An 18,160-nucleotide genomic window follows, 5' to 3' on the forward strand; every position below is an offset into this window, starting at 1 on the left:
ACTAACAGTACTATTACTCATGTTTTAACTTTTCCTTAACCGCATCATAAAATTTTCGTTCTTCATCAACATTTAAGTAAACACGACTTACTGTTTTAGAAAAGCCGTATAACAACTGCGCTTTCACTGGCTCTTTTAATGTTATTTCAAAAGTAGCAGGTTCTTTTATGAACTCCATAACAGTTGCATCCAATACCTGTCTCCCTTCTTTTGCCGTTAGCAATTCACCCTTGTAGAACGCAATATTATCAATTTGTGTAAATGGCATAACAATTTTCTTTCCTAATCCGATTTGAATGATTACTTGTTCTTCTGTTACGACAAGTGGATTTTTGCGCATCGCTTGTATTTCAGCTATAAAATAAATCATCGCGTATACATTTAAAATAAGTAAAATCCATGCTATTACTGGATTCCACTGATGTAGTAAATAATGAAAACCAATGCTTTCAATTGCTGTTGCGTGAATAATCATGATATACACACCTATAGCACCAGTCTTTTTATGATATGAGTATACAGATTTACCTGTTGGTACTTTTTCACGCCACGATAAAAACGCATAATAGATTAACTTACACTCTGTTAGAATGACATCTATTAACTTACCTCTTTTCATAGTAGCGTCAAACGCTGCATCAATTGCATAAGAAAAGGAATACTTTTCTCTTCTATATTCTTTATATTTTTTTATTATTTTAGGAAGCACTCTAACAATTTTATAGAGAAGGAATAATTCTAAACCTACAAATGCAATTTCAGCCGCAACAATAATATAAGAGATGAATGAAAAAGTTTGTAAATAGTCACTTGGAATAATAAATCTTGCAAAAATATAACCAGCTATTACAACAGGAACTATATATGTTAACGAGTATCTTTTTTGAATAATGAAGAAATACGTGATGATTGGAATGACAAACATGCAATCTAATAATGACCCAAGCACAACTTCTTTCGGCGCAACTGATACAATTGGAAGGGCATACAATAAATAGTTTGATAGCATAATTAAAGAGACGAGTCCAATCCAAATACCTTTTCGCCTTCGTGATAGTGTAACCTTCATACGTTCACTCCTTTATTTAAAAACCTCATTTAAATGGTCTTTATAAAATGAAATGGCACGTTCAAATTCTTTTACTTCCTCTACTTTCACGACAGTTTCAAGTAATAATTTCATCGCTGATTCGTGATCGTTTACGTTATATTTTGCTAATGATAAAAATACTTTCATTGGAGCGTTCTCTGGGAATTTTTTCACCCCAGCTTCTAATACTGTAATTGCCTTTTCATATTCCCCTATACAACGATATGTACTTCCTAAACCAATATAAGCACCGCAAAGCGATTCGCCATCAAGTCCATTTGCGATTGCCTGCTCATAATACGGAACTGCTTCTGTTTCTAGCCCCATTACATCATGTATCCACGCACACTGATACAGTACTTCTGCATCCTTTGTAAAGTTTGTTAATCCTATAAGCATCTCTTTAGACTGCGCATATTTCTTTTCATTTCTAAGTTTAATAGCTTGCTTTAATAAATGTTCCATAGAATCCACTCCTCACCAATTATTCTGTGTATAGCTCTTGATTGGTATACGCTTCACATTCGTGTAAAAGTAAAATTCCCACCAATTAAAGTTTCGCTTACTTATTACTATGCGGATTCATTCTCATCTAAAAACTTAATTTTAAAAAGCAGTGACACGATTACATAATACCTCTAAGCTTTTGACAATTTCTTTCGCTGTTTCATCTTTCCCATTACACAACTTCCCTTTACCATCCTGTCCAATTACATAATGCACAGCCCCGCGCGAATATAAAGAATGTGGTGAATTCGCAATCATTACATTCGCCCTTGCTTCTTTCATTCTATTTTTTGCTCTTTCAAACAGTTCCTCTTCATTTAAATCACTTTCAAGTTTAAAACCAACAAGTACTGTTTCTGGGTCCCATTCTTTTATTTGTTTTAATACCTTTGGAGCCTTTTGAAAGTGAATAATCGGTGCTATATCACTTGAAATTTTTCCGTTCATATTAAGAACATTACCATCTTGATCACAAATTTTCTCTACAATCCAATCTGATCCAGCTGCTGCCATAATGACTGCATCAACCTTTTCATGTGATATGATACTTTTCATTTTATCTTGTAAATCAACGATTCCTTCAAATGGATGTAATTCTAACCCTCTATGTATATCACTCGGTTTCTCCGCAAAATAACCGTGTAAATATATAACATGTGCCCCTTTAGTTAGAAGTTCTTCTGCGATTATCCTTCCGATTGTACCTTTGGCCATATTCGTATGCCCGCGTACTTGATCCCATTTTTCTAGACAACCACCGCTTGTAATTAATACCTTTTTCCCCTTCATTGTAACCATCCCTTACTAATTTTTCTTACGAAACCATTCTGTTCCAAAGTCAACTATATCACGCTGTTTCATTAGACGACACGTTGCATTCCCTATCTTCCCATTTTTTACAGTTCCTTTTCGCTCAAACTCCACACCAATTTCTACAAACTTCTCAGATTCGTAATCCATTTCAACAAACTCTTTCCACACTCTTTCACCGTTTTCTATAATAGGTGCTCCTACTTGTATTAACTCACATGCACCAGAACGCACCTCGGATAAATGAACAGATGTATTGGAATCATATCCAACACCAATTAATAATACGTACCCGTCTAAATCATATATTTTTCTTAATGGAGATTCTTCTCCAAAGCTCATTGATAACGAATGGTTCATTGTTATTTCTACTGCATGTTTTCCCCATGCAGCAAAACTTCCTAACGGATGATTACTACGTACTACATTCGGATATGTACGAAAACATTCAACTATTTCACCCATTCCCCTTGTTGGGGTTATACGTGAATCAAATGCTGGGACGTTATCTCGGATAATTTGCCACCAGTCTTCCGGTACAGGTGGTCTTGACCAATGTTTCGGATCGGACAAATCCGAAGATTGCGTTGGCATTATTATCGTTCCTTCTTCCGTAACAACTTTCATTAATGCTTCTACTACAGCAACCGCACCACCCGATATCCACCCGATAGAACTTAGTGATGAATGAACGATAATTGTCATTCCTTTTTCGACTCCTAATGCTTTTAAATCTTTTGTGATTGTTTCGATTGTATTTGGAAATTGTGTACTTGCTACTATTTCATTCATTTTCATATTGGTTCCCCCACTAGCCACGTAAATTTAAACTTTTATATAAATATATTATCATATTTTTCTTAATTTTTAACTTAATCATTTTTCATATCTATAAAAAATGGTAATATTATTACACAAAAAATTTTTAAATTATAATATCCAGATTTAAAACACAAAAAGAAAGTGAAAATTTTACATCCAACCATAAAAAGCTGTTTTATACATAGACGAAAGAGCTCATCACAAATGATGAGCTCTTTGTTTATTTTATCCTTCAATTGTAACCCCAGTAAACATTGATAAGTTTCCCGTTATTTTCTCACCTACACGTAAAAATAAGCCTGCTGCTCTTCCGCTTATACAGTGAGAGCCAATTAATAGTTTACCAGTATATGGACCATCCCATGTGTCAATGGTATAGTCAGGCATTTCTATGTATTGCTGGTATATCTTCCTTTGTTCAAAGTAATACTCTGTTTTATCTTCAGCTAATAATTCATCATTTTCGTATATAGATACTCCGCCACCTTCACGACCAAATACAGGTTTGGAAACGTATGATTCATGTCTTTCTAGAAATCGCTTATTTGAAAAATATGTTGGTAGAAAGTATTTATAAATAATGTCTTGCTCTTCTTCTGTAAAGAAAACACTTTCTTCATAAAGCTTCCAAATTAGTGCGAGTACACTTTTGTTTTGCATAACAAATGCGGCTGGCGGATTAATAATTTTCACTCTTTCTTGCGCAATATGATCTAAAAATTGTAAACCAATCCTTTTTCCATTCTTATCAACGTCCGTTACTAAATACTCTATTGGATACAGTCTATATAAATATTTTATTTTTTCTCCACTCGGCGTATATATACCATCTTCCGCAACGACAATGTCTTGTATTCCTACATAGTCCGTTGACTGATTTAAGCAATACGTTCTTAAAAACTGAACCGTTTGACTATCTTCATCGTGCCAATCATAACTAGTAAAATATATCGTCTCTTCAGGGCCTATATGATAGTCATGTTTAATTTGTTCCCATGCCTGCACAATATGCTCTTCTATATGGTTTGGGTGATTTACATCATGATAACGGCATAACACTTCATTTGCGACAGACGGTTCTAAATAGCCTGTTGGCGTATCACAATTTACTTCTATTAATTTTATATCGTCACCATTTACGATAAAATCAAACCTTGTAAAATATGAAAATAAACCATTATGTTTCATTCTCGCCATTTCCCACGCTTCAGCTGGGAATCCAAGTTTTTGAAAATCTTCTGTCGTATTTACAATATATTGATACGTTCTATATAACACATACATGATTTCTTCTGTCGCTTTTGAGATAGCAGTATAAGTTTTTGCTGGCATGCGATACATCCCTGTTGCCATATATTGATTCCATTCTTCATTCTCTAACAGACTAGGCCAAGTGAAACCATTCCTACTAGCCTCTTCTGCAAGTGAAAACCATACTTTCATATACTCTTCTTGCTCTCGTTCTGTATACATTACTCCATTACCCTTTCGTTTTAGGATCCTGCTGGCGCTTTTGCGTTTCCAATTCCACTTGAACCAGAGTTTACTTTCGGTGTTTGCGTAGTAGATGATTTTGGCGTATTTGTATCTGGTGTTACTTTATTGGATGGATTTGGCTGCTGTTTATTTAAATCTACTTTATTGGAAGTATTATTGTTACCGTTAGAACCACCAGAATAACCACCGCTACTACCGCCACCTGTTCTACGCTCATCTTTTTCACGATATGGAATAACATTATTTGCATACGGTTTCTTCATTAAATTTGGTTTTGCTGTATAATTCATATTTGAAGTTCTACTCGCTAATAAATATCCTGCTACAAATGGAAGTATCGGTAAATGAGAGTTTTCATGATAAGATGAAAATGACGGATTATTTTCCTTGCATAACTCATCTTTCTCTACATTTTCATTGGTTGGGGTTTTATCATCACAATTTAATGTTTCTTGCTCATTTCTTTGTTTTGCACCATCTGTTTTAACAGCTGTACTTTCTTGCTGAGCAGTTTCTTCTTCATAATCACCACAACCTGTTAATAAAAAAGATGACACCCCTATTGAAGTAGCTATTTTTATAAACTTACTTTTATCCATTCTCACTTGTTATACACCTATCTTCTTTTATCTATATTTTTCCAGATACCTTTATTATATATTGAAATTATTATTTTTTTCAAACTATATTCAATATGTACAATTGTATATTTTCATGCTATTTTTCCATGTAACAATGAAATCTTTCTATCCCTGGATATTTTTCTCCTAAACTTTTAACTTGAAAACCAATTCTTTTATAAAATTCTACCGCCCCATCGTCTGTCTCCGCTTCTATATAAGTCAATTGATATATCCTTACCACTTCTTTAATCATTTGCAGTGCAATTCCTTTTTGACGATAATCTGGAGCCACTGCTATATGACATATGCGTGCTTTAGTTTCTCCGATTATTTCAATACCTAGACAAGCTTTTTCTTCATATTTGTACAAAGTCCCTTTATTACTTTGATAAAATATTACTGCCTTCTTTAAGCTTATTTCATTTGGACCGACGGCATATTGTAGCACATTTAATATTGAATCTTTCTCAATTTGTTTAACACACTGTAAATTCATACTTTCATCCCTTTCTATGAAAAAAGACTAGCTCTTAATAAAAAGAGCTAATCTCATTACGCCGTTATTTTTTCTTCTTTTTTTACAACGACAGCCACATAACTATGAAGTATCATTCCAATAATAACGAGACTCATACCAATCCAAGATAATGATGATGGAATTGGTGCAGATAACCAGATCAACTCTCCTACTAGCGCAAATAAAACTTCACCAGACTGCGTCGCTTCCACTGTTGCTAATTTTTGCGGATCATCTTTCACAAGATCTGTTGCAAAGAAAAATAATACTGTCGCGATTAACCCAGAGCTAACTGCTACAATAAAACATTGAAAAACTTGGCTACTTGACGGTAATCCGCCTGTTGATACTTCGTAACCAGATAATAAAAACCAAAATGGTAAACTTGCTAATGTCATACCGAGTACTCGCTGAAATACATCTAATTCCCCTTTACAAACTTGCATCATTTTTCTATTTCCAAGAGGATACGCAAATGCTGCAATAAGTACAGGAACTACACATAAAACGGTTTCACGAATACCTAATGAAGAAGCATGTTCTGCTTGCATGAGAACAACACCGAATAAAATAATGCCCGACATTACTAATTCCTTCATCGGAAGTTTTTTATGTAGTGGATCCACCGCAAAAAATGGTGTTAACAAAATCCCTGCAACGATTGTAATTTGCCATGTTGATGCAACGAGCCAACCTGGTCCGAACGCTCCAGCAAAACTAAGCGGTGCATAAAAGAGACCAAATCCAACGATACTCCACACTAACCATTCTTTCGGATTGTTTTTCATATATTGAAAGAGTTGCTTTAAGTTCCCTCTATACATAACAATAAGTAATAGCATTGGAACCATAAAATAATACCGTAATGATGCACTCCAAATCCAGCTTCCACCTTCTAAGTCCATTGCCCTGTTTAAAACAAAAGTAAAGGCAAAGAAAAATGATGCCAGTATCCCTATAACAATTGCTTTCATTGTAAAACCCCTTGTATTTAATTTTTTATCTCTATGACATATATTTTAGTATACGCGATGAAAAATCTACATTCAAACTTACATTTCACTTTAGGATGATGAAGGAATTGTAGTAGATTTACATGGGAATAAAGTGCATTGGTATGAAATCGAGGCCATTACATGTCAAAATTTTCAACGGTCAAAATCTACTTTAATCTCGCCCCACTATACTTACCATGAAAATATACGCATCCGCTATAAAAGATGGCTACCAACTATTGCACATTCAATTTACTGGTTTTCTATTGAGAAACCAAAAGATTATCATAAAAATTTAATGATAGCTTGGGAAGAAAAGCGAACGAATAAAAACAAACGCCTCCTTTAATTATTATTTAGGGGCGTTCGTTCATTAAAAAATTAAAGAATATGTAGTTTATATTCTCTGTATAATTTCCTCAATCGACTTATATGAGCTTGATGATACCGATTATGATCTGCTATATGCCATATTCCCCATCTTATTGTCGCAGTTTCGCCTTTTTCATACAAAACTTCCTCTCTTAAAAGAACAACACCATATGTTCATCATCACTATACACACCATTCATTTTTATAGCCCTTTTTTCAATTCCGTATGTTTTAAATCCCATTGATTCATATAATCGTTTGGCTGGTTCGTTCGTTGACACAACCCCTAAATTCAATTGCTCTAGCTTCATCTCTTTTGCCCTTTCAATTGCTTTACGTATTAAATCACGTGCAAGACCACTTCTTCGATTTTCAGTATCTACATACATTGCAACGATATGTCCTTTATGCTTATATGCGTCTTTTTCTTCTGTTAATAAAGTAACAACCCCAACTAAACGATTTTCATTATTAAAAGCACCAAATGTAAAACTACTGTTGGATGAAAGATTACTAGCAACTCGTTCAAGAGGGTTTTCTTGACGTACTGCTTCTTCATAAGTCGTTATAAATGCTTCTGGATTTACTTGTAGTGCTTGTAAACGCAACTCCCAATATTTTTTTGCATCCGCTTTTGTAAGTAATCGAATCATTTTATTTTCCCCTTTTTAATTTACATAATATTTTTATAGGTTATTATTTTTTGATTCATACTCTTCTTTTAATATACTGTAACGATAGCGATGAATGAACTTTCCCTGTCTCAATCGATCATTTCTCATTAACCCTTCGCATACAAATCCGGCACTTTCATAACTCTTTTTAGCTTTTGTATTATCTTCATCTACACGTAACCAAATTTTCTCCAATTCAAACTGAGAAAAACCTATTTGTAACATGCTGTTTAGAGCTGCCATTCCAAATCCTTTACCCCAATAGTCTTTATTTCCAATCGCAATTCCTAGTTCAGCATTTTTATTTGTTTTATCAAAATTTTTAAGGTCTACCCATCCAATATGTATACCTGTCTCAGTAACGATTGCCCTTTGTTCATAACCATTTTTTCGGCTTATACAAGCTTCAATCCAGTTTCTCGTATCTCCACGAGTGAACGGAGGATATTGATCTGGTACAACTAAATGCTTTGTTACATCTCTATCTAATGACCATTGATAGCGATCTTCTACATCATCTAGTGTCAATTCTCTTAATTGAACATATGGTACATTCATTTTTTTCTCCTCTCTTTATTTACCAATAGAAAATCCTTCGAACACTCTTCCACCATACTGTTCTAACGTCTTTTCTATAAAATGAATTAATTCATTTTTCCCTCCCGTTTTATAAAAATGATCAAAAGCGGCTACAAATTTGTTTGCATATTGCTCATCATATCTTTTTAGCACTCTAATAAACCATTTTGAACTCCCAAGCCACTTACCATTTACTCTTAATACATATTCATGTACTAAATCGGCTAATAAATTAGCGATAAACAATTCTTCTTCTCTTTTTGTTGCACCAATAAAGTCATCTAAAGTATCCGTAATAAAATATCGCTTCTGCTTAATCGTTTCTTCGGTCCATTTAGCCGGTCCTTTATGTAGTAAATCATTCGCTTCTTTTTTTAATTTCTCAACAATTTCCTGTTCCCCTTTTAAGGCAATCCCTTCTGAAACTAATTGTGGTAACGACGGTCTCCCTCGATCACAATCCATTTTGAAAAAGGTTTTATATGTTTCGAAATTATGAACAAACACCTCAACAGGCCATCCATTACTATAGAAAGATTCTCTATAGCAAGAAGTTAAACTTTGATCGACTATTACAATGTCAAGGTCAGATGTTTTCGTCGCTTCTCCTCGTGCAACGCTTCCGCCGAGTAAAGCTACATCACAATTCGGAAATTGTAATGTAATTATGTTTTGTGCTGCTTCAATTGGTTTCATAACCGATCCTCTTTTCTTATTTCACTTTCTTTTTTTCAGCTCTTTCTCTCGCTTTTTTTATATAGCTTTCTGCATCTGGTGTTTTACATGATGTTGCACCATGATCAACCTCTATTTTTCCAATTTCACTTGCAATTTCAATCGCTTGTCGCTCTAAGTCTTCATTACGAATTCCTATTGCGATTAAAGCACTATTCATCGCTTCTTTTTTTCTATTTTTTTCATTATGTATATTTTCTTTAATCTCTTCTAAGTACGGAGAGAAGAAATCATCATGTAACGTTTTATTTTTAATCGCTATATTTGCTAATAAAGACCAGCCAGCTCTTCCAATCCATTCATCATTAGACTTTGTCCACTCTTCCATTCTTTCTATTGCAATTGGCGAAGTACATATAGATGTCATAAGAACATCCATTAAACAGTAATAATCAACATCCTGAATCCAACTATTAAGCTGTTCTGTCGTTATTTTTTTCGGGTCTAAAATATAAGTTGCTAATGTCATTGCGTCCATATTTTTCGTTTCCCACAATTCAACTGCTAAATCGTGATCTTTTTTTATCTTCTTTTTTAACAATTTTAAATTCGCAAAACTAACTCCAAATAACGGCTCTTTCGCTCCGTGGTTTTTATACGTTTTTCGATTTTGTTCTGTTCCATATTCCTCTAGTTGCCGCATTACTTCCTCAAGTAACATATACCCACCTCTTTATCTTTTATGTTGACTGTATATATGTATGTACGATATATTCTACATTACTTTTTGGTTTTCCTATATTTATTTTTAAAATACGGTATGTGAAATTTTTAAACATTGCACAGCTATACCATCAAAAAACTATACATGTTAAACATACAGTTTTTTGATGGTATCAATTTTCCGTAGAATAAGATATAAACTACGAAAGAACTTTTAATGAGATGTGTATTTCCAACATGTTTAGAAAACTCTTTAAAATGGTTTACTATCATACTTTTATACCTCCTTCATAAATTATGTTTATTACATTTATTCTTAGCCAAAATCTTTCTACATTTTAATAACTCTCTCAATAAGATTTTCTTATATAAAAATCCCTACAAACACTGTAGGGATTTATGTGTAAATCATTTTGTTACACTCTATTTCATATGAAAATAGTTTCATTCAGATGCATTCATAAGCACAATTCTCCAACCATCTGGATCCTCTATTGTGGTTCCTTTCTCTATCCAATATGGGTTTTCTGGTTCCACCTCATGATAACCCATATTACGTAATCGATTTACTATCTTTTCAATTTCATCTTTATTAGGCATATAAAAAACTAGTAAATTATCTTTTGTCGGTGCCGGACATGGACTTCCATTAACATGTGTAGTAAACTCCAAATGATACTCTTCATCTGGTAACCCAAACATAACCCCGTCATATCCTTCATGATTGTGAAATTCCCCTATACGTTTTAATCCTAATCCTGTTTCATAAAAACTTATCACTTTTTCAAATCTATCTGTTGGTCTTGCAATTCTAAATTGAACCCAATTCTTCATGCAAATCTCCTCCTTTTTATTTTCCAAAGCTTTATTACTATATTCCCTTTAACATCCCTCATTAGGGTAAGCTTCCTAAGTTGAAAGAACTATTAGTTAATAAACAATAGGACTTTAGTATAAATTGCTATTTTGCATTGTTTCTAATGTTATCCATGACTGCCCAATTGGATTAACATACTGTCTTTCCTCATTACAAATTTTACAGCGAGAAGGTGCTTCTTCATTTTCGGGATACTATACTCCACATGTAGTGCAAATATAATTATTCATATTCCCACTCCTTTTTTCATGTAATTGTTTCTTCACCAATATTTTAATAAAAATCAAAAATATTCGAATCAATAATTGGAACGAAAACGAAGTGATACGAAAGTATGATTTGGTGATTGAAAGTTTAAATAATAAAGTTTAAATTCATCCTACTTTTCAAAACTGCAATTGATATAAAATCTTGCATACTTTTGAGTAAACTTTTTTACACTTGTAAAAAAGTTTTTTTGCATTTCCCTACCTATAATTGCTAATATAGTAGAGTAGAACTTTTATAGAGAGAAGGAAAATTATGCACAATGGAATTCGAATGACAACTTTAGTAAAAAGGGCTATGTTAGTTTGTGCGGGGGTATTATTCACATACGAAGTAGCTTTTGGATCAGTACATACTGCTCTAGCTAGTACAGAGGATGAAGCAAAATCTGTTCAACTTGTAAGTGAGATTCAAACATCTCTTGCTCCGAAAGAAGCTCCAAAACATTATAACGGGCAAGTTAGAAAAGTCGCTTATTTAACATTTGATGACGGTCCTGGAAAATACACAGCTGAGCTTTTAGATATGTTAAAGAAAGAAAATGCAAAAGCAACATTCTTCCTAATTGGTTCAAACGTAAAAGCTTTCCCTGATCTTGTAAAACGCGAAGATGCTGAGGGCCACTACGTTGGGATGCACAGTATGACTCATAACTACAAGAAACTTTACACTGAAGGTCATTACGTAGATGAAATGAAGGAAGACCAAGGCTTAATCGCTGGTGTTTTAGGTAAATCACCAGTATTAACTCGTCCATCTTACGGCTCTATGCCAGGATTAAACGAAGCTCTTCGCAACAAAGTTGTAGAAAATGGCTTAAAAGTTTGGGATTGGACAATTGATTCTTTAGACTGGAAATATAACAAAATGCAAGTTGATGCTGCATCTGCTAAAATTGTAGAAAACGTTCTAGCTCATTCTACAAATCCAACAGAAGTTATCCTTATGCATGATATTCATCCACAATCAGTAAAAGCAGTACCTGGAATTATTAAAGGACTGAAAGAAAAAGGATATGAATTAGAAGCATATAATGAGAACGAACACTTCCCATTAAACTTCTGGCATGATAATCGTATGTAATGAAAAGACTTGATTTCCTTTAGCTGGGAATCAAGTCTTTTTATCATTTTGGGAATTACTCCTCGTATATTCGACTCAAACTCCCCCTTCTCTAATATCAATAAAAATTCAAAATCACATGTTATACTATAATTTAGTTTAAATAAGTAGGTGCCATATGATCGTATATACAGTACAAACTGAAGAAGCATGGAAACAATTTAAGAAACTTGGTTATTTAGAAGGTAATAAAGAATTCATCGATCCGGACGATGTATATTCATATGACTGGATGGTGCGCGTCGCTAAAACAAGATTGCCTCATTACGAAGGTAACTACCCTATTTGGGTCTGGGAAGCAAATAATTACCCAAATCGAAATCATAAGGCTTGGGGTAGAACAAATTCAAAAATGGTAATTTTAACACTAGATGTACCGAAAGAATGGGTACTATGGAGCTATTTTGACTATTGGTGCTGTGCTATGACTGATGGATCAACATATTTACATACAAAAAATAAGTGTACTTTAGATGAATGGTATACATATATGGATAAGGAATACGGGATAATATTTGATTTCGACTATTTATTATCTCATCCTGATTGGTGTCTAGGTAAAGAGGATTCGTTAGAAAAACAAGGTGTTATCGGCAAAATACCCCTTTCCTTCGTGAAAAAAGTAAGACGTTTTCGTGCTAAGACAGATAAGTCTATTAGTAAAATCCGAAGTGATAACTGGGATAATAGAAAAGAAAACCGCATTAAAAAGATGAATCGAAAATTAAGAAAGCGAAACGATAAACAAAAAAGAATACAAAAGCGACTTATACGAAATTAAAACATATATCAAAATACAGTAAGAAATTATGGATTGAATATACAAATTCAATCCTATTTTTTATATTATCAACACTTTAGCACATATTACTCTTAAGGAGTGATATGTATATGGATTTTCTTTCATCTGAATATTTGTCTGCCTTGCTTGCCATTATTGTAATCGATTTAGTGTTAGCCGGAGATAACGCCATTGTAATTGGATTAGCAGCAAGAAGATTACCGAAAGACCAACAAAAGAAAGTTATCATTTGGGGAACCATTGGAGCAATCGCTATTAGAGCTCTCGCTACCTTAGTTGTCGTTTGGTTATTAAAAATACCTGGATTACTCCTAATTGGTGGTGTACTTCTTATTTGGATCGCTTACAAGCTGATCGCTGAGGGCAAAAATCATGATATTAAAGCCGAAGAAGGATTTTGGTCTGCTATTAAAACCATTATTATTGCTGATGCGTTAATGGGCATTGATAATGTACTAGCTGTTGCAGGAGCTGCCCATGGTAACTTTTCTTTAGTAATCATCGGATTATTAGTGTCTATTCCAGTAGTCGTATGGGGCAGTACATTGATTTTAAAATGGGTGGATCGTTTTCCTGTCATTATTACGATCGGAGCAGCCGTTTTAGCTTATACTGCCGCGAAAATGATTGTAGATGAGAAATGGTTCGCTGGATTTTTCGAAAGTAACCCTTTCGTTAAATGGGCATTTATCATTATTATTATCGTCGGTGTAGTTTTCTTCGGAAAGGCAAAACAAAAAGCAACAGCTGGTTCTGTCTCATAATGATGGTATATTTACAAATAAAAGGCGCTATTCATATGAATAGCGCCTTTTATTATTTATTTAGCTTCCCCTTCCGGAGTCGTTTTTACCTTCGTTTTGTTTTTATCGCGGTTGTTATAGTTATACTTCGAACGATCTACTGGAGTGAATCCTTCCGGTGTGTAGAATCGTAATAAGTCACCATTTACGACTTGGTCAGAGTATTTTAGTGAGTTTTGAACCATTTGTTCATTTTTCTTTATTTCATCTGTAAATTCTACAGGTTTTCCAGTAGTTGTATCATAGTATTTGCCGTTTAGTGCAGTAACTGTTGGGCTTACGTAGTTACCGTTACGGAACGCAACGACTTGTTTATGATCTGGTGATAATAAATCAGAACCGAATTGAACATAGTTTTTTGTATCTGTACCTAGTAAGTGTAATAGCGTTGGGAGAACGTCAATTTCACCACCGTATTGATGTTGTACGCCACCTTTCACTCCTGGTACACGAACGATTAATGGTACACGTTGTAACTGTGCATTTTCAAATGAGTTCATTTCTTTACCCATTACTTTTGACATTGCTGCGTTATGATTATCTGAAATACCGTAATGGTCTCCGTACATAACAATAATTGAGTTATCATATAAACCAGATTGTTTCAAGTAATCGATGAAGCCTTTTACAGATTCATCTAAATAGCGTGCTGTTTGGAAGTACGTATCTACTGATGAATCACCTGTTGTTGCTGGTTCAATCGTTGCTTCTGCCTTATCGATTGGATAAGGGAAATGGTTCGATAACGTAATAAACTTCGTATAGAACGGTTGTTTCAACGTTTGTAATAACGGAATAGATTCATTAAAGAACGGTTTATCTTTTAATCCGTAGTTTACTACATCTTTTTCATTCATATCGTAGTATGACGCATCAAAGAATTTATTAAAACCAAATGATTTATAAATATCGTCACGGTTCCAGAATGTTTTGTAGTTACCGTGGAATACTGCTGATGTGTATCCTTGTTGTCCTAAAATAGCTGGTGCTGATTGATACGTATTATGAGATTTCGTTGTAAAGACAGAACCTTGCGGTAAACCAAACATTGAATTCTCTAACATAAACTCCGCATCAGATGTTTTCCCTTGTCCTGTTTGATGGAAGAAGTTATCAAAATAAAGTGTATTCGCATCTTTTGTAAATGAGTTTAAGAACGGTGTAACTTCTTGACCATTTAATTTGTAATCAATTAAGAAGTTTTGGAATGACTCTAAATGAATGTAAATTACGTTCATTCCCTTTCCTTTACCGAAATACTCAGGGTTTGGACTTGCATAAGTTGATGTTAAATAATTTCGTACTTCTGTCATATTATCGCCATCAGCTAATGCTCGTTCTGTCGATGCTTTCGCACTTTGAATTCCATCATAAATTGTGTAGTTGTATGCACCTAAATATTTCACAATATAATTACGGTCAAACGTTCTTGTTAATAATTCAGGACGGTCAGACTCTGCAAGACCTAAGTTAACACTGAATAATAAAATACCTGCTACAAATACTAGAGATAATTTATGCTTCGCAACACGAATTGGTTTTGGATTTGCAAATTTTGTTGCGACTAACACAATTAATATAATCGTGTCTAAGAAGTATAATGGATCATAAAGATGTAGCAACGCAAGAATACTACCACCTAAATCTCCAAAGTTATTCGTTTGTGTTAATGTCGGGAACGTAATAAAGTCACTGAAAAAGCGATAGTATACTACGTTTGCGTATAAAAGAATCGACAATAACAAATTAATGATAATTAACCAAATATAAGATCGTTTCCCTTTTGCAAATAATGCAAGTCCTAAAAATAGAACTGCTGAACTAAGCGGGTTAAAAAACAGCAAGAATTTTTGAATTGTGTTTGAAATTCCTAAATTGAATTCCGTTACATAAGCTGCATATGTTTTGAGCCACAATAAAATAACGGCAAACAGAAAGAATCCAAAATGATTGCTTAACACACTTTTGCTCTTTAATAAGAACTGTTTCATTTCTCCACCTCTTTTGATCATCCAAGGCTTATTTTTTATAAGTCTGTCTCTCTATTCAGATTTTCTTCTTCAAATAGATTATCTTTATTTAACTATATGAAGAATATTAGTAATTATAATTTGAAGCTAGTATTTATTCAACTATTTCTTTCTAGACATTTTGACCTTGGTTTCTATTTAACAAAATAAATTTGTAACATTTCCTGTTTTCTCCCAAGATTCATCCACTAATTATGACACCCCATACTATATACCTTTATAAACTCATTCGCAAACTATTCTATCTCCAAATTTGGTACATATTTCACATGACAAAATAATACGATTTGATTATATTACTCCACTTACATTTCCCTTCTTCAACTAACTCTTTAAATCTTAAAGTCATTACATCCCTTCATACATGAAAAAATTCTCCTGTTCATTAATATTATATTTGAATAATTATTCATTTGACCGACCAGCGATGTTACGTTTTCTCGACAAAAAAACTCGCTCTAAAAAGAGCGAGTTTTTTCATTATATATTATTGACCTTTGTACATTGCATCTACTTGTTTTTGAAGTTCCTCATTTTCTAAGAACTCATCATAAGTAGCCTCTTTATCGATTACACCGTTTGGTGTTACTTCGATAATGCGGTTTGCAATTGTTTGCACGAACTGATGGTCATGAGATGTGAATAAGATTGTACCTTTGAATGCAATTAAACCGTTATTTAATGCTGTGATTGACTCAAGGTCTAAGTGGTTCGTTGGATCGTCAAGTGTGATTACGTTCGCACCACTTAACATCATTTTAGATAACATACAACGAACTTTTTCGCCTCCAGATAATACAGAAACGTTCTTCTTAACTTCTTCACCTGAGAATAACATACGGCCTAAGAAACCACGTAAGAAGCTTTCAGACTCATCTTGTGGAGAGAATTGACGTAACCATTCAACTAAGTTGTAATCACTGTTCTCAAAGTACTTAGAGTTATCTCTTGGGAAGTAAGATTGAGAGGTTGTAACACCCCATTTGAATGAACCGCTATCCGGCTCCATTTCACCCATAAGAATTTTAAATAATGTTGTCATCGCAATATCGTTACGGCCGATAAATGCAACTTTATCACCTTTATTTAAAGTGAAGTACACATTATCTAACACTTTTTCACCATCAATTGTTTTAGACAGACCTTCAACAGTTAATAAGTCATTTCCTACTTCACGCTCAGGTGTGAAGCCAACGAATGGGTAACGACGTGATGACGGTCTAATATCATCTAATGTAATTTTGTCTAATAATTTTTTACGAGAAGTTGCTTGTTTCGCTTTAGAAGCGTTTGAACTAAAGCGTGCAATGAAGTTTTGTAACTCTTTTACTTTCTCTTCTTTTTTCTTATTAGCATCTTGTGTTAATTTTAAAGCTAATTGGCTTGACTCATACCAGAAGTCATAGTTACCAACATAAAGTTGAATTTTACCGAAATCAAGGTCAGCCATGTGCGTACATACTTTATTTAAGAAGTGACGGTCATGGGATACTACGATAACTGTGTTTTCAAAGTTCATTAAGAAGTTTTCTAACCATTGAATCGCTTTTAAGTCCAAGTGGTTGGTAGGCTCATCTAATAATAGAATGTCAGGTTGACCGAATAAAGCTTGAGCAAGTAATACTTTTACTTTCTCTGCCCCAGTTAATTCTGACAATTTCTTATCATGAAGGTCTTCACCAATACCTAAACCTTTAAGAAGAATTGCAGCTTCTGACTCAGCTTCCCAACCGTTAAGCTCAGCGAACTCACCTTCAAGTTCAGCAGCGCGCATTCCATCTTCATCACTAAAGTCTTCTTTCATGTAAATAGCATTTTTCTCTTGCATTACTTTGTAAAGTTGCGTGTGACCCATAATTACTGTTTCTAATACTGGGAACTCTTCATATTCGAAGTGGTTCTGTTTTAATACTGCTAGACGCTCACCTGGCGTAATATGTATGTCACCTGTTGATGGTTCAATTTCTCCAGATAAAATCTTTAGGAATGTAGATTTACCAGCACCGTTTGCTCCGATTAAACCGTAGCAGTTACCTGGCGTGAATTTTATGTTAACATCTTCAAATAATTTGCGATCCGCGAAACGCAAACTAACGTTACTTACTGTAATCATTTGTGTCCTCCTACTAATACCGCTTATTTCAGCGTTTTCTCACCGATTGTCTTAAAAAATCGCATATTACGACTCAATTATTGTAGACTATAGCTATTATATAGTAGAAGCTGGATGAATAGCAACGGTTGATTACCTTTCTACAATGAAATCGGATAGTTTTTGTCCATTCCCCTAGCTATTGTATGTATATCATCGACCTCTTTCTCATATAACCTTTCACTGCTCATTCTGTAATATATCGGATTCATTTTCATCTGAA

At 34.0% G+C, this 18,160-nt stretch carries 17 protein-coding genes and 2 pseudogenes; 3 read left to right on the top strand and 16 right to left on the bottom strand.

Annotation, left to right across the window (positions count from 1 at the left end):
- Positions 1 to 13 precede the first annotated feature (13 nt).
- The 14 genes and pseudogenes from DN399_RS14295 to DN399_RS14365 all read right to left on the bottom strand — a co-directional run bounded on the left by DN399_RS14295 (position 14) and on the right by DN399_RS14365 (position 10,718).
- Complete coding sequence (locus DN399_RS14295; protein ID WP_006920214.1) at positions 14 to 1,069, bottom strand: hypothetical protein; 1,056 nt, start codon at positions 1,067 to 1,069, stop codon at positions 14 to 16.
- A 12-nt stretch (positions 1,070 to 1,081) separates the two neighbouring features.
- A complete protein-coding gene (locus tag DN399_RS14300) occupies positions 1,082 to 1,555 on the bottom strand; it encodes a tetratricopeptide repeat protein (protein ID WP_000400636.1) in 474 nt (157 codons plus the stop codon).
- Positions 1,556 to 1,696: 141 nt separating this feature from the next.
- Positions 1,697 to 2,386 carry a phosphopantothenoylcysteine decarboxylase domain-containing protein gene (locus DN399_RS14305; protein ID WP_006920212.1) on the bottom strand — a complete coding sequence of 230 codons (690 nt, stop codon included), beginning with the start codon at positions 2,384 to 2,386 and terminating at the stop codon, positions 1,697 to 1,699.
- A gap of 15 nt (positions 2,387 to 2,401) precedes the next feature.
- A complete protein-coding gene (locus DN399_RS14310) occupies positions 2,402 to 3,205 on the bottom strand; it encodes an AAC(3) family N-acetyltransferase (RefSeq protein ID WP_000783346.1) in 804 nt (267 codons plus the stop codon).
- 249 nt (positions 3,206 to 3,454) lie between these two features.
- On the bottom strand, positions 3,455 to 4,702 hold the full coding sequence (locus DN399_RS14315) for a glutathionylspermidine synthase family protein (RefSeq protein ID WP_000287883.1): 1,248 nt from the start codon (positions 4,700 to 4,702) through the stop codon (positions 3,455 to 3,457).
- Positions 4,703 to 4,722: 20 nt separating this feature from the next.
- Positions 4,723 to 5,331: a hypothetical protein gene (locus DN399_RS14320; protein ID WP_006920211.1), complete on the bottom strand. Its 609-nt coding sequence runs from the start codon at positions 5,329 to 5,331 to the stop codon at positions 4,723 to 4,725.
- Between the two features lie 112 nt (positions 5,332 to 5,443).
- Positions 5,444 to 5,845 (bottom strand): GNAT family N-acetyltransferase, encoded by a 402-nt coding sequence (locus DN399_RS14325; RefSeq protein ID WP_001053115.1) that lies wholly within the window; start codon positions 5,843 to 5,845, stop codon positions 5,444 to 5,446.
- Positions 5,846 to 5,901: 56 nt separating this feature from the next.
- Complete coding sequence (locus DN399_RS14330; RefSeq protein WP_000644587.1) at positions 5,902 to 6,840, bottom strand: DMT family transporter; 939 nt, start codon at positions 6,838 to 6,840, stop codon at positions 5,902 to 5,904.
- Positions 6,841 to 7,242: 402 nt separating this feature from the next.
- Positions 7,243 to 7,389 (bottom strand): annotated as a pseudogene (locus DN399_RS14340) (DinB family protein); the annotation flags it as partial.
- Positions 7,386 to 7,886 carry a GNAT family N-acetyltransferase gene (locus tag DN399_RS14345; protein ID WP_000620314.1) on the bottom strand — a complete coding sequence of 167 codons (501 nt, stop codon included), beginning with the start codon at positions 7,884 to 7,886 and terminating at the stop codon, positions 7,386 to 7,388. The gene DN399_RS14345 and the pseudogene DN399_RS14340, both read right to left, overlap by 4 nt.
- A gap of 33 nt (positions 7,887 to 7,919) precedes the next feature.
- Entirely contained in the window at positions 7,920 to 8,465 is a 546-nt protein-coding gene (locus tag DN399_RS14350; protein ID WP_001102498.1) for a GNAT family N-acetyltransferase, read from the bottom strand.
- Positions 8,422 to 9,182: pseudogene (locus DN399_RS14355) on the bottom strand (nucleotidyltransferase domain-containing protein). Before DN399_RS14355 ends, DN399_RS14350 begins: the two are co-directional and overlap by 44 nt.
- Positions 9,183 to 9,198: 16 nt before the next feature.
- On the bottom strand, positions 9,199 to 9,882 hold the full coding sequence (locus DN399_RS14360) for a DNA alkylation repair protein (RefSeq protein WP_000923471.1): 684 nt from the start codon (positions 9,880 to 9,882) through the stop codon (positions 9,199 to 9,201).
- 446 nt (positions 9,883 to 10,328) lie between these two features.
- Positions 10,329 to 10,718 carry a VOC family protein gene (locus tag DN399_RS14365; RefSeq protein ID WP_000800679.1) on the bottom strand — a complete coding sequence of 130 codons (390 nt, stop codon included), beginning with the start codon at positions 10,716 to 10,718 and terminating at the stop codon, positions 10,329 to 10,331.
- Positions 10,719 to 11,283: 565 nt separating this feature from the next.
- Between DN399_RS14365 and DN399_RS14375 the strand changes: the two genes are divergently transcribed.
- The 3 genes from DN399_RS14375 to DN399_RS14385 all read left to right on the top strand — a co-directional run bounded on the left by DN399_RS14375 (position 11,284) and on the right by DN399_RS14385 (position 13,716).
- Positions 11,284 to 12,111: a peptidoglycan-N-acetylglucosamine deacetylase gene (locus DN399_RS14375; protein ID WP_000551451.1), complete on the top strand. Its 828-nt coding sequence runs from the start codon at positions 11,284 to 11,286 to the stop codon at positions 12,109 to 12,111.
- Between the two features lie 157 nt (positions 12,112 to 12,268).
- Positions 12,269 to 12,931 (top strand): DUF3841 domain-containing protein, encoded by a 663-nt coding sequence (locus tag DN399_RS14380; RefSeq protein WP_000637704.1) that lies wholly within the window; start codon positions 12,269 to 12,271, stop codon positions 12,929 to 12,931.
- A gap of 110 nt (positions 12,932 to 13,041) precedes the next feature.
- Complete coding sequence (locus tag DN399_RS14385; protein ID WP_000346955.1) at positions 13,042 to 13,716, top strand: TerC family protein; 675 nt, start codon at positions 13,042 to 13,044, stop codon at positions 13,714 to 13,716.
- Positions 13,717 to 13,772: 56 nt separating this feature from the next.
- Here the strand turns inward: DN399_RS14385 and ltaS are convergent, their stop codons facing one another.
- Positions 13,773 to 15,746, bottom strand: a complete 1,974-nt coding sequence (ltaS, locus tag DN399_RS14390) for a lipoteichoic acid synthase (RefSeq protein WP_000808770.1) — start codon at positions 15,744 to 15,746, stop codon at positions 13,773 to 13,775.
- A 526-nt stretch (positions 15,747 to 16,272) separates the two neighbouring features.
- A complete protein-coding gene (locus tag DN399_RS14395; RefSeq protein WP_000633864.1) occupies positions 16,273 to 17,898 on the bottom strand; it encodes an ABC-F family ATP-binding cassette domain-containing protein in 1,626 nt (541 codons plus the stop codon).
- Between the last annotated feature and the right edge of the window lie 262 nt (positions 17,899 to 18,160).

It is taken from the genome of Bacillus sp. AR4-2, assembly GCF_008274865.1.
GTDB lineage: Bacteria > Bacillota > Bacilli > Bacillales > Bacillaceae_G > Bacillus_A > Bacillus_A cereus.